Raw genomic sequence first — 13,549 nt, forward strand, 5'->3', positions numbered from 1 at the left:
TCATGAACTATCGTTCGCTGTCCCTGCTTGCCGCTCTGCTGGTGTGGCTGCCCGTGGCATTTGCGGCAGAACCCGGTTACCCACTGGATGCGCCGGCACCCGATGGTCGACGGGTCGGCGGGACCTTGACTCAGGAGTTGCCCGCTCCACCCCTCGCGGAAGACGAGAACAAGGACCTCAAGCGTGAACGTAATTATCCCGAGCAACCGCCGACCATTCCCCACAGCATTCGCGGCTATGGCATCGACATGAACAGCAACAAGTGCCTGACCTGCCACAGTCGTGGCAACAGCGCGCGCACCCAGGCGCCGATGATCAGTATCACGCACTACATGGACCGCGACGGCCAGGCATTGGCGGCGGTGTCGCCGCGCCGCTATTTCTGTAACCAGTGTCATGTGCCGCAAAAAGATGTGAAACCACTGGTGAACAACAGCTTCAAGAACATCGATCAGGTCTTGCAAGACGAAATCAACCGCCAGCCGAAACCTTGAGGAGAGGCCATGAAATCTTTGCTTGCCTTGCTCAAGGATTATTGGGGTGTGCTGCGTCGGCCCAGCGTGCATTACAGCCTGGGCTTCCTGACCCTGGGCGGGTTTATCGCCGGGGTGATTTTCTGGGGTGGGTTCAACACCGCGCTGGAAGCGACCAACACCGAGAAGTTCTGCACGTCCTGCCATGAAATGCGCGACAACGTGTTTGTCGAGTTGCAGGAAACCATTCACTACACCAACCGCTCGGGCGTGCGCGCCACGTGCCCGGACTGCCACGTCCCCCACGAGTGGACGCACAAGATCGCGCGCAAGATGCAGGCCTCCAAGGAGGTCTGGGGCAAGCTGTTCGGTACTATCAGCACCCGGGACAAGTTTCTGGGCATGCGCCGGGAGCTGGCCGAGCACGAGTGGGCGAGGCTCAAGGCCAACGATTCCCGGGAGTGTCGCAACTGCCACAACTTCGAGTTCATGGACTTCACCCGCCAGGGCAAACGCGCCGCCAACATGCACTCCACCTCATTGGCCAGCGGCCAGGCCACCTGTATCGACTGCCATAAAGGCATTGCCCACAAACTGCCCGACATGAGCGGCGTGAAAGGCTGGTAGCCGGCTTTTCACGGCGTTGCCGTCAAGCGGCATAATCGCGCCGGTTTTTCGTCTTCGATCGATTGTTCGTTTCCCTTCCAGTCAGCCTCCAACCCCCGGTTTCAAGGGGGTTCGAGCCGCTGCGCGCAAGTTGGTCTGCAAATTGCTACAGCCTGCGCAACACAGCAGTGGGCGGCAAACGTCCGGCAGGCAGAGGAACAATTGTGGACAAGTACCTTTATGTGGCAATGACCGGCGCCAGCCAGAATGCACTGGCGCAAAAGGCTCATGCCAACAACCTCGCGAACATCTCCACCAACGGCTTCCAGAAAGACCTGGAACAGGCCCGTTCGATGCCGGTGTTCGGTGACAGCTTTCCGGCGCGTGCGTTTGCCATGTCCGAACGCCCGGGCACGGATTTCTCCCCGGGTTCACTGGTGGAAACCGGTCGCGACCTCGACGTTGCCGTGCAAGGCAACGGCTGGATTGCCGTGCAGACGCCCGATGGCGGTGAAAGCTACGTGCGCACCGGCAGCCTGAACGTTGACGCCCTGGGCGTGCTGCGCGCCGGCAATGGCATGCCGGTCATGGGCAATGGCGGGCCGATTGCCGTGCCGCCCGAGCAGCAGATCGAAGTTGGCGAGGACGGCACCATCAGCATCCGCGCGATGGGTGAAGGTCCTCGGGTGATGGCTGAAGTCGACCGCATCAAACTGGTCAACCCGGACCTCAAGAACATGAGCAAGGGCCTGGATGGTTCGATCCACACCAAGGACGGCGCGCCTGCGCAGGCCGATGCCAACGTCAAGCTGGTGTCCGGGTTCCTCGAGTCGAGCAATGTCAATGCCGTGGAAGAGATGACCTCGGTACTGGCCTTGGCCAAGCAGTTCGAACTGCACATCAAGATGATGAACACCGCCAAAGACGATGACCAGGCCATGGCTCGGGTCTTGCAGATCAGCTAATTACCAGAACGTCGCGCCGTAAAACAGGCGCACGAGGAGAATCGAATGCTTCCGGCTCTATGGGTTGCCAAGACAGGTCTGTCCGCCCAGGACACCAACCTGACCACCATTTCCAACAACCTGGCCAACGTGTCGACCACGGGTTTCAAACGTGACCGCGCCGAGTTCCAGGACTTGCTCTACCAGATCAAACGCCAGCCAGGCGCCCAGTCGACCCAGGACAGCGAACTGCCGTCGGGTCTGCAACTGGGTACCGGTGTGCGCATCGTCGGCACCCAGAAAAACTTCACCGCCGGCAGCCTGCAAACCACCGAGCAGCCACTGGACATGGCCATCGACGGTCGCGGGTTCTTCCAGATCCTGCAACCGGACGGCACCACGTCCTACACCCGTGACGGTACATTCCACCTGGACTCCAACGGTCAGATCGTGAACGCCAGCGGCTTTGCCCTGGAGCCGGCGATTGTCATTCCGAACGAAGCGCAGACCTTCACGGTCGGCCGCGACGGCACCGTGTCCATCACCGTTGCCGGCAACCCGGCTGCCCAGGTGATCGGCAACCTGCAAACCGCCGACTTCATCAACCCGGCCGGCCTGCAAGCGGTGGGCAACAACCTGTTCCTGGAAACCGCCGCCAGTGGCGCGCCGCAAGTCGGCACCCCGGGCCTGGCCGGTTTCGGTACCACGCTGCAGAACACCCTGGAAACGTCCAACGTCAGCACCGTTGAGGAGATGGTCAACATGATCACCACTCAGCGCGCCTACGAGATGAACTCCAAGGTGATCTCCACTGCCGACCAGATGCTCTCGTTCGTAACGCAGAATCTGTAATCAAGTCTAAGTGGCGGCCATTGGGCCGCCTGCAACACCGTGAGGTAGGGTCATGAATCGCTATGTATCTGTTCTGGCACTGAGTGGGATCGCCGCGCTCGCAGGTTGCGTGCCTGCGACGCCCAAGCCCAATGACCCTTACTACGCCCCGGTGTTGCCGCGCACGCCGTTGCCGGCGGCGGCGAACAATGGCTCGATCTATCAGGCCGGTTTCGAACAGAACCTCTACAGCGACCGCAAGGCGTTCCGGGTCGGTGACATCATCACCATCACCCTGAACGAAAGGACCCAGGCCAGCAAAAACGCCAATTCGCAAATTGGCAAGAACAGCAAGGCCAACATCGGCCTGAGTTCGCTGTTCGGCAGCAGCGCCACCACCAACAACCCGTTCGGCGATGGCGACCTCAGCCTGAGTGCCAGTTACGAAGGTGACCGCGCGACCAAGGGGGACAGCAAGGCGGCGCAGGGCAACACCCTGACCGGCTCGATCACGGTCACCGTCGCCGATGTGTTGCCCAACGGCATCATCGCGGTTCGCGGCGAGAAGTGGATGACCCTCAACACCGGCGATGAGCTGGTGCGGATTGCCGACCTGGTTCGCGCCGATGACATCGCCACCGATAACACCGTGCCGTCGACCCGTGTCGCCGATGCGCGCATCACCTACTCGGGCACCGGTTCGTTTGCCGATGCGAGTCAGCCAGGCTGGTTCGACCGTTTCTTCCTCAGCCCGCTGTTCCCTTTCTAGGTGGTCAGTTTGAATCTTAAACACCTCATGGTGGCCGCCTTGATGCTGTGCGCCGCGTTCAACGCGCAGGCCGAGCGCCTGAAGGACATCGCCAGCATTTCCGGCGTGCGTTCCAACCAATTGATCGGCTACGGCCTGGTGGTCGGGCTTAACGGCACCGGCGACCAGACGACGCAGACCCCGTTCACCCTGCAGACCTTCAACAACATGCTCTCGCAGTTCGGCATCAAGGTACCGCCGGGCTCGGGCAACGTGCAGTTGAAGAACGTCGCGGCGGTGTCGATCAGTGCCGATTTGCCAGCGTTCGCCAAGCCGGGTCAGCAGGTCGACATCACTGTTTCGTCCATCGGTAACTCCAAGAGCCTGCGTGGCGGTACCTTGCTGCTGACGCCACTCAAGGGCATCGACGGCAACGTCTATGCGGTGGCCCAGGGCAACCTGGTGGTCGGCGGTTTTGATGCGGAAGGGCGAGACGGTTCGAAGATTACCGTCAACGTTCCGTCGGCCGGTCGCATCCCGGGTGGTGCGTCGGTGGAGCGTGCGGTGCCGAGCGGTTTCAACCAGGGCAACAGCCTGACGCTGAACCTCAACCGTTCCGACTTCACCACCGCCAAACGCATCGTCGACAAAATCAACGACATGCTCGGCCCTGGCGTAGCCCAGGCCATCGACGGCGGTTCGATTCGCGTCACTGCGCCGCTCGATCCGAGCCAGCGCGTCGACTACCTTTCGATCCTGGAAAATCTCGAAGTCGATCCGGGCCAGGCGGTGGCGAAAGTCATCATCAACTCCCGTACGGGCACCATCGTGATCGGCCAGAACGTCAAGGTGTCCCCGGCCGCCGTGACCCACGGCAGTCTGACCGTGACCATCACCGAAGACCCGATCGTCAGCCAACCCGGCCCTCTGTCCAATGGCACGACGGCGGTGGTACCGCGCTCGAAGGTCAACGCCCAGCAGGAAGCCAAGCCGATGTTCAAGTTCGGCCCGGGCACCACCCTCGACGAGATCGTACGTGCGGTGAACCAGGTCGGCGCGGCACCGGGTGACCTGATGGCGATCCTCGAAGCGCTGAAGCAGGCCGGTGCCCTGCAAGCCGATCTGATCGTGATCTGAGGACGGCCATTGTGGATATGCGCAAGAGCGGTCTGGTCAGCAGCAGCGATTCGGGCTCCTATTCGGACCTGAACCGTCTGAATCAGCTCAAGGTCGGCGACAAGAACAGCGACGGCAACCTGCGCAAGGTGGCGCAGGAGTTCGAATCGCTGTTCCTCGGTGAGATGCTCAAGTCAATGCGCTCGGCAACCGAAGCGCTGGGGCAGGACAATCCGCTGAACACGCCGGCTGCCAAGCAGTACCAGGAAATGTACGACCAGCAACTGGCGGTTTCCATGTCCCGCGAGGGTGGAGGTATCGGCCTGGCCGACGTGCTGATGCGCCAGATGTCGAAGAACAAACCGCTGACGTCGGGTGAGGCGGCTGCTGCGTCACTGGCCAAGCAAGAGGCTGCCAAGACCGCCGTGGAAACGCCGGTGGCGGCAGGTACGGTGGCAATCGATGGCCCGCTGTCGCGGGTCAATGGCCAGCGTCCGTTGTGGGCTTCGCGTTCAGTCCATGCGCCGCAAGAGGCGGGCGAGGGTGCCCATCGCAATGACATGGCGCTGATCAATCAGCGACGCCTGGCACTGCCGCCGAAACTGGCTGATCGGTTGTTGGCCGGGCTGGTGCCTTCGGCGGCGACCGCTGTCACCACGACGATCGACAAGACAACCTTGCCAGAGCGCACGACGAACACCGGCACGGGACCGTTGTACAACGGCGACTGGCTGGCGACCGCGCAACAATCCTCCACTGGCGGCATGCAGATCTACGGGCGCGCCATGGCGCAGATTCCGCTGGCACCAGCGAAGAAAGCCTTCAGTTCCGTCGACCAGTTCGTCAACACCATGCTGCCGATGGCCAAGGAAGCGGCGGCCCGCATTGGTGTCGACCCACGTTACCTGGTGGCCCAGGCGGCCCTGGAAACCGGCTGGGGCAAGTCGGTCATGCGTGCTCAGGACGGCAGCAGCAGCCACAACCTGTTCGGCATCAAGGCCGGCAACAGTTGGCAGGGCAATTCGGCGCGGGCGATCACCAGCGAATTCAGGAACGGGCAGATGGTCAAGGAGACGGCCGAGTTCCGTTCCTACGACTCCTACAAGGACAGTTTCCATGACCTTGTGACTTTGCTGCAGACCAACAATCGCTATCAAGATGTCGTGAAGTCGGCCGATAACCCAGAACAGTTTGTACGCGAGTTGCAGAGAGCCGGTTACGCAACCGACCCGAACTACGCGAGCAAGATTTCGCAGATAGCCAAGCAGATGACGAGTTACCAGAACTACGCTGCGGCGGGCGTTTCCACCACGCCTTTATAGGCACAAGGTATAAGGTCTGAACCATGAGTTTGCTCAATATCGGGATGTCGGGGCTGAGCGCCAGCCATAACGCCTTGGCGACTACCGGCAACAACATTGCCAACGCCGACACCGCCGGTTACTCGCGCCAGCAAACCGTGCAAGGCAGCAAGGGGTCGATTCAGTACGGCAACGTCTACATCGGCACCGGCACGACGCTGGCCGATGTGCGCCGGGTATACAACAGCTACCTCGACGCGCAGTTGCAGACCACGACGTCGCTCAACAGTGATTCGGCCGCGTACCTTGGGCAAGTCACGCCACTCGATACCTTGCTGTCCGACAGTGGTACCGGTCTCAATGGTGCCCTGACCAAATTCTTCGCCTCGGTACAGAACGTCAATGCCAAACCCGGCGACGACGCTTCCCGCCAGTTGTTGCTCAGCGATGCCCAGGCCCTGAGCAATCGCTTCAACTCCGTGTCCAGCCAGTTGAACACGCAGAATGCGAACATCAACGGCAACCTGACGAACATGGCAGATCAGGTCAACAAGCTGGCCACGACCCTGGCGCAGTTGAACCAGAAAATCAGCGAGATTTCGAGCTCCGGCGGTACGCCGAATGAACTGCTCGATGCCCGTAACGAAACCATGCGCCAGCTGTCGACCTTCACCGGCGCACAGTATGTCGAGCGCGACGGCAACGTCGATGTGTATCTGGGTAGCGGCCAGCCACTGGTGATCGGCAGTACGGTCAACAAGCTCGAGGCGGTGCCGGGTAAAGATGATCCGGGACGCTTGTCGCTGCAGCTCAATCGTGGTTCGAGCACCATCGACATCACCTCGATCATGGCCGGTGGTGAAATCGGCGGCCTGCTGCGTTATCGCAGCGAAGTGCTCGATCCGGCCATGAATGAATTGGGTCGTGTGGCGCTGGTCGTCGCCGATCAGATGAACAGTATCCAGGCTCAGGGCATCGACAAGAACGGTGATTTCGGTTCGAACCTGTTCAACAGCATCAACAGTGCCGCGCAGATGTCTCAGCGCAGCATTGCGTCCACCAGCAACAGTGCCGGCTCCGGTAACTTCGATGTGAGCATCGAGGACACGGGCAAACTGACCATCAACGATTACAAGGTCACGTTCACCAGCGCTACCGATTACACCGTTCAGCGTCTGCCCGATAACACGCCGATGGGCAACTTCAGCACCACGACGACACCTGCGCCGGTGATCGACGGGTTCTCGATGACGTTCAACGGGGGAGCTGCCCAAGGCGACACTTTCAAGCTCACCCCGACACGTAACGCATCGGCCAATATCAAAACCGAGATGACCGACTCCAAGCGTCTGGCCATCGCGGCGCCGTTGGGAGCGGCCATTGCTGCGGGTGGTAGCGGCACGCTGACCATTCCGGCCAGCGGTCAGCCGACCCTGACTACCCGATTCGACCTCTACGACGCGGCCACCACCACCGCGATGCAGAACGGTATGAAGTATTCGACGCCGGTTAAAGTGGTGTTTGGCGATCCGTCGGCTGACGGCACGACCCAGAGCTATCAATTGCTGGATGCCAAAGGTGGCGTTCTCGGCAGCGGTACCATCCAGCCTGGCCAGAACAACACCTTGAACCTGAGCATTGCGCTCAAGGATTCGACCGGTGCGCCGATCCCGCCAGCGCCTGCCACGCAGTACACCGTTGATTTCGACATGACCGTCGCCGGTTCACCTGGCAAGGGCACGGCGATCAACGTCAGCCTGAGCCAGCCAGGTTCCCTGGACAATCGAAACGGCACGGTTCTGGCGGGTCTGCAGACTGCGCAAACAGTCGACACCGGTTCGGCAAGCAAAGGTATTTCGCTGAATGATGCCTATGGCAAACTCGTCGAGGGCGTCGGCTCCAAGGCGGCCCAAGGCAAGCTGGACAGTGCTGCGACCACCGCCATTCTGGCGAACGCCAAGGGCGCGCGTGACTCGCTTTCGGGTGTCGACCTCGACGAGGAAACCGGCAACCTGGTCAAGTACCAGCAGTACTACACCGCCTCTTCGCAGATCATCAAGGCTGCGCAGGAAATCTTCAGCACACTGATCAACAGTCTTTAAGGAGTCGTAGCCCATGCGCATTTCTACCGCCCAGTTTTACGAGTCCTCGGCAGCGAACTATCAGAAAAATTTCGCCAACGTGGTCAAGAGCAGCGAAGAGGCGAGCAGCCTGGTTCGCGTCAACACCGCAGCGGATGATCCGGTTGGCGCTTCGCGTTTGCTGCAATTGGGTCAGCAGGCTTCGATGCTCGACCAGTTTTCGACCAACATGACCACCATCAAAGGCACGCTCGGTCAGACCGAAGCGGTGATGACCAGCATCGGCAACGTGTTGCAGCGGGCCAAAGAACTGGCGCTGGGTGCGGGCAACGCCGGTTTTACCGATGCCGACCGTCAGGCGAACGCATCCGAGCTGGGTGAGATTGAAGAGCAATTGCTCAGCCTGATGAACAGCAAGGACGAAAACGGTAAATACATCTTCGCCGGCTCCAAGGGTGATGTGGCTCCGTTCAGTCGCAACACCGATGGCACCTACAGCTACAACGGCGACCAGGTGACCCTCGACCTGCCAATTGGCGACAATCAATCGATGGCTTCCAACAGTACCGGTTGGGACGTATTCCAGCAGGCGATCAACACCAACCGAACGTCCGCCACGCTTACGTCGCCAGCGGTGGATGACGGTCGTGTCGCGTTGTCCAACGGTCAAGTCGCGTCGGATGTCACCTACAGTGCCAAGTTCCGTAGCGGCGAGCCTTACACCGTGGAGTTCTTGAGCAGCACTCAGCTGAAAATCACCGATGCGCTGGGTAACGACGTAACGTCTGAAGCGAGCCAGAACGGCGTGTTCAACTCCAACAACGCAGCCACGCAAACCGTGAGCTTTCGCGGCGTTGATCTGAACCTCAATATTAACCTCAAGGCAGGTGACAGTGCCGACCCGGATGCGGCAATTGCCGGCCACAGTTTCACCCTGGCGGCCAAGCCGGACAGCTTCAATACTTCGCGCAGCCCGGGCAATCCTTCGAGCGCCCTGGTGACAGGCGCCTCGGTGACCAACAGCGCTGACTACCACGCCAGCTTCCCGGGCGGTGGTGCTGTGCTCAAGTTCACCAGCGCTACGGATTTCGAACTGTATGCCGCGCCGGTGACGGCTGACAGCACGCCAGTGTCGACCGGCACCATGGCTGGCACTACCGCAACCGCATCGGGTGTTTCGTTCACCGTCGCCGGCGCACCGGGCGCAGGTGACCAGTTCTCGGTAGCGGTCAACACGCACCAGACCCAGAACGTTCTGGATACGGTCAGCCAACTGAAAATGGCCCTGTCGACACCGACCAACAATAATCCGATCGCCATTCAGAAAATGAACGCGGCAGTCACAGCCGGTATCGGCAACCTGGCCAGCGGCATCGATCAACTGGCCACTGGTGTCAGTTCTGTGGGGGGGCGCGGTGCATCGCTGGTGACCCAGACGGACATCAACCAGAGTCTGGTACTGGCCAACACGCAGACCCAGGGCGCCATTCGCGACTCCGATCCGGCTGAAGTAATGACCCGCCTGACCCTGCAGCAAACCATGCTGCAGGCATCGCAATTGGCGTTCAGCAAGATCGCTCAGTTGGGCCTGTTCAACAAAGTCTGAGTCAGGGCCTTCCCGATGACTTCGCGAAGGCTTTCGACAACCGAGTGAAAACCGTCTTTTTTCTGCGGTTCAGGGAGTCTTGCTTCATCCAGGCAAGCTCCCGCCGCTCGCGAGTTCTCCCGCCGTGAAACCAGCACCTCTTGTCACCATTGCCATTCCCGCCTTCAATCCGCAATTCTTCCTCGTGGCACTGGAAAGCGCCCTGAGTCAGACCTACGCCAATCTTGAAGTGATCGTTTGCGATGACAGTGGCGGTGACGAGATCCGCGAGATCGTCGATGCCTGTGAAGTGCCTGTCTCGATTCGTCTGCGTTATGTGCGCAATCCGCGGCGCCTGGGTTTTCAAGGCAACCTCATCGCGTGTGCGCAGGAAGCCAGCGGCGACTACCTGAAATTGTTGTGCGATGACGATCAGTTGCTGCCTGAGTGCATTGCGCAACAGATCGCCGGATTCATCGATCACGACGACGTCAATCTGGTCATCGGCCAACGGCAGTTCTACGACGAAGACTGCATCCTGTTATCCGACCGTGTGGAAAATAGCTGCTTTTCCAAAGGTGTCACCTTGTTCAAGGGTGAGGATCTGTTGGGGATTCTGGAAACCACTGTCTTTAATTTTCTCAGTGGCCTCAGTGGGGCCTTGCTGCGAACTCTGCATGCACTGGAATACTTGCCGGCCCTGACGCAGATCGGCGAGGGCTTTGTTGCGAACCTGGATTTTGCTTTGTTCGCGTGTCTGTTGCGACGCGGCAATCTTGTCGTGGTCGGGCAGATCCTGAGTCTTGAGCGTTTGCATCCGGCGCGCCTGAGCAACCAGTCCGCAGTCAAGGCTGCGGTCGTGACCGAACTCGACTGGCTCAAGCAAATGCTCGCTCTGCGCAGTGGCGAGCCGGCGCCGGCACCCGGTTGGGTGCGTCATGTTGCGCTGGCCGATGCCATTGAAGGGCAGGCTTATGCGTGGGAAGAGGCCGCCCTTGGCCGACAGCTGGGTTTCATTCAAACCCTGGTGAATTCCCGGGTCGGCCCGGATTGCGACAGTTTCGCTGACATGTATCGGCAATGGCTGTCCTGCCGCCATCTGAATCCGGCCCAGCAACGCCTGCTTGATGCTCGCGTGCAGAGTTGGAGCTGGCGTCCGCGCGTCGTGCCGATCGTGCTCGACAGCGAAGGTGATTTGTCGGCGTTGGAGGACACCCTCAAAAGTCTTCGTCAGCAAGCCTACAGCGCTGAGCAAGTGGTGGTGCTTTCCCCATTGCGGCACGCACCTGTCGACGGTGTGCGTCATGTGCCACTGGAGGCGGACGCGGTTGCCCAGTTCAACCACCTGCTGGCCGAGTTGGACAACGCGGACTGGATCTATCTGGTTCGCGCCGGTGACCGCATGCATGAACTGGCGCTGCTGTTGCTCGCCGAGCGCATGGTGGAGATGCCGGATGTGCGCTGCCTTTACAGCGACGAAGGCGGCTTGCGTGACGAGATCTCGATCGAGCCGGTGTTCAAGCCGGATTTCAATCTCGACTTGATGCGCAGCTTTCCCTATGTCGGCCGTGTGCTCGCGCTACAGCGCCAGCGCCTGTTGGAACTTGGCGGGATGGCGGCGGGCTTTGGCGAGCTTGGCGTGCACGATCTGCTCTGGCGCCTGGTCGAAAACAACGGGCCACACGCGATCGGGCACATTGCCGAAGTTCTGGTGGAGTCCACCCTGCGCCTGTCCCGGTGGCTGACACAACCACAGGTCATGGATCAGGCCCCGGTAGTGTTGGCGGCGCATCTGACGCGCCTGGGTGTTCCTCACCGAATCCGCACCGGCAGTCAGCGTATGATCAGTCGTGTGGACTACCTCCATGTTCAACCGGGCATGGTGTCGATCATCATCGCGACCCGTAATGAGCTGGCGTCTCTGGAGCGTTGCATTGAAAGCCTGCTGGAGAAAACCACCTGCCAGCAATTTGAAGTGCTCATTGTCGATAACGGCAGCACGGCGCTGGATGCCTGCAACTGGCTGTCGGCCGTGGAGCAAATGGGAAGCGACAAGCTGCGCGTGCTTCGTTGTGATTATGGCGACAATCTGGCGGCGGTGCACAACTTCGCCGCCGGCCAGGCTCGCGGTGACTACCTGTTGTTTTTCAGTCCGTGCAACAGCGTGGTCAATCCGGACTGGCTCGACGAGTTGCTCAACCATGCCCGGCGTCCGGAAGTCGGCATCGTCGGTGGCCGTCTGGTGAGTCCGCAAGGGCGCATCGAAGGGGCTGCGCTGGTGTGCGGGCTGCGGGGGGCAGTGGGGGTGCCTAATCGTGGCGAGCTACTGAATACACCGGGTTACATGCAGCGCCAGCAGACCGTGCAGAACTTCAGCGCGGTGGGCATCGACTGCCTGCTGGTGCGCAAGAAGGTCTTCGATGAAGTGCTCGGCCTCGACGAAAAAGACCTGTCGCAGGCACTCAATGGCGCAGACTTCTGCCTGCGGGTGAAGCAAAACGGATACCTGGTGGTATGGACGCCGTACGCCGAACTGATGCGAGTGACAGTGGCTTCCTATGGGGAGCCGGCCCCGCGCATCCTGCAAAACGAGCAGAAAAGCTTTTATCAGCGTTGGTTGCCTCTGGTTGCCAGGGATCCGGCTTACAACCCTAACCTGAGTCTGGGCAGCAGTAATTTCAGTCTCGAACCCGGATTCAAAAGCGGCTGGGATCCGTTCTTCCGTCAGTTGCTGCCCAAGGTGCTGGCGATCCCGATCAACACGTCTGCCGTGGGCCATTACCGGGTTGCCCAGCCGTTTCTTGAGCTGGAAGCGGCCGGGCGTATAGTCGGACATTTGAGTTACCACACGCCGACGAACATCGAGCTTGAGCGCAGTTCGCCGGACGTGATTGTGTTGCAGGGTCGCTATAGCCGGAACGCGGTCGACGAAGTGGAGCGCGTCAAAGATGCCTCCCGGGCATTCAGGATTTTCGAGCTGGATGACTATGTGATCGATGTGCCGAAAAAGAACGCACACATTCGCAAGGCTGAAGTCGGCGTCGACAGTATCGTGCGTCGTGGCATCAGTCTGTGTGACCGGGTGGTGGTATCGACCCAGCCGCTGGCCGATGCATTGCGCGACATGCACCACGACATCCGGGTCGTCCCGAACATGCTGGCGCCACACCTGTGGGCCGGCCTGAGCAGTCGTCGACGTACTTCGCGAAAACCTCGCGTCGGCTGGGGGGGCGGGACCAGTCATGACGGCGACCTGGCGATCATTGCCGATGTCGTCCGTCTGCTGGCCAACGAAGTCGAGTGGGTGTTCTTCGGCATGTGCCCGCCGGCGCTGCGTCCGTTCGTTCATGAATTCCATCCAAGCGTCGGCCTGGACGCCTATCCGGCCAAACTGGCCAGCCTGAACCTTGACCTGGCACTGGCACCACTTGAATTTCATATCTTCAACGACTGCAAGAGCAACCTGCGCCTGCTGGAATACGGTGCCTGCGGCTACCCGGTGATCTGCACCGAGACTGAAGCCTATCGCGGCTATCTTCCGTGCACCAAGGTCGTGAGCAACAGCGCCGAGGAATGGCTTGAGGCGATCCGCATGCATCTGTCCGATCCAGAGGCCAGCTACCGCATGGGCGATGCGTTGCGCGAGGAAGTGCTGCGCGATTACATGCTCAAGGGCAACAACCTCAATTACTGGGTCGAGGGTTGGTTGCCCAACTGATCCGAAGTGAATATTGGTGTTTGAGCAGGCGGCCTTGGGCCGCCTGTTTTGTTTGTGTCGAAAGCGTCGCAAATCCCGCTGATGAATTCATCCCTTTTTTCATGGCCGATTACGCCACCGGCATAGAGCCTGCGCGGCTGGCGCGT

The 13,549-nt window shown here is 60.3% G+C and carries 10 protein-coding genes; all 10 read left to right on the forward strand.

The window, feature by feature from the left end:
- Positions 1-2: 2 nt before the first annotated feature.
- The 10 genes from AC3ITA_RS07620 (at position 3) to AC3ITA_RS07665 (ending at position 13,403) form a co-directional block, all read left to right on the forward strand.
- On the forward strand, positions 3-494 hold the full coding sequence (locus AC3ITA_RS07620; protein WP_150673930.1) for a nitrate reductase cytochrome c-type subunit: 492 nt from the start codon (positions 3-5) through the stop codon (positions 492-494).
- Between the two features lie 9 nt (positions 495-503).
- Positions 504-1,100, forward strand: coding sequence for a cytochrome c3 family protein (locus tag AC3ITA_RS07625; protein WP_085723386.1), 597 nt, complete (start codon positions 504-506; stop codon positions 1,098-1,100).
- Between the two features lie 203 nt (positions 1,101-1,303).
- Complete coding sequence (locus AC3ITA_RS07630; protein ID WP_095945461.1) at positions 1,304-2,044, forward strand: flagellar basal body rod protein FlgF; 741 nt, start codon at positions 1,304-1,306, stop codon at positions 2,042-2,044.
- A 45-nt stretch (positions 2,045-2,089) separates the two neighbouring features.
- A complete protein-coding gene (gene flgG, locus AC3ITA_RS07635) occupies positions 2,090-2,875 on the forward strand; it encodes a flagellar basal-body rod protein FlgG (RefSeq protein ID WP_095945460.1) in 786 nt (261 codons plus the stop codon).
- A gap of 52 nt (positions 2,876-2,927) precedes the next feature.
- Positions 2,928-3,623, forward strand: a complete 696-nt coding sequence (flgH, locus tag AC3ITA_RS07640) for a flagellar basal body L-ring protein FlgH (protein WP_489279914.1) — start codon at positions 2,928-2,930, stop codon at positions 3,621-3,623.
- A gap of 27 nt (positions 3,624-3,650) precedes the next feature.
- Positions 3,651-4,739 carry a flagellar basal body P-ring protein FlgI gene (locus AC3ITA_RS07645; RefSeq protein WP_095945458.1) on the forward strand — a complete coding sequence of 363 codons (1,089 nt, stop codon included), beginning with the start codon at positions 3,651-3,653 and terminating at the stop codon, positions 4,737-4,739.
- An 11-nt stretch (positions 4,740-4,750) separates the two neighbouring features.
- On the forward strand, positions 4,751-6,040 hold the full coding sequence (gene flgJ, locus AC3ITA_RS07650; protein ID WP_489279915.1) for a flagellar assembly peptidoglycan hydrolase FlgJ: 1,290 nt from the start codon (positions 4,751-4,753) through the stop codon (positions 6,038-6,040).
- Between the two features lie 23 nt (positions 6,041-6,063).
- On the forward strand, positions 6,064-8,121 hold the full coding sequence (gene flgK, locus AC3ITA_RS07655) for a flagellar hook-associated protein FlgK (protein ID WP_150673925.1): 2,058 nt from the start codon (positions 6,064-6,066) through the stop codon (positions 8,119-8,121).
- Between the two features lie 13 nt (positions 8,122-8,134).
- Positions 8,135-9,706, forward strand: a complete 1,572-nt coding sequence (locus AC3ITA_RS07660) for a flagellar hook-associated protein 3 (protein ID WP_489279916.1) — start codon at positions 8,135-8,137, stop codon at positions 9,704-9,706.
- Between the two features lie 124 nt (positions 9,707-9,830).
- Positions 9,831-13,403: a glycosyltransferase gene (locus AC3ITA_RS07665; RefSeq protein WP_489279918.1), complete on the forward strand. Its 3,573-nt coding sequence runs from the start codon at positions 9,831-9,833 to the stop codon at positions 13,401-13,403.
- Positions 13,404-13,549: the final 146 nt, after the last annotated feature.

This window comes from Pseudomonas sp. GL_090, from assembly GCF_057837765.1.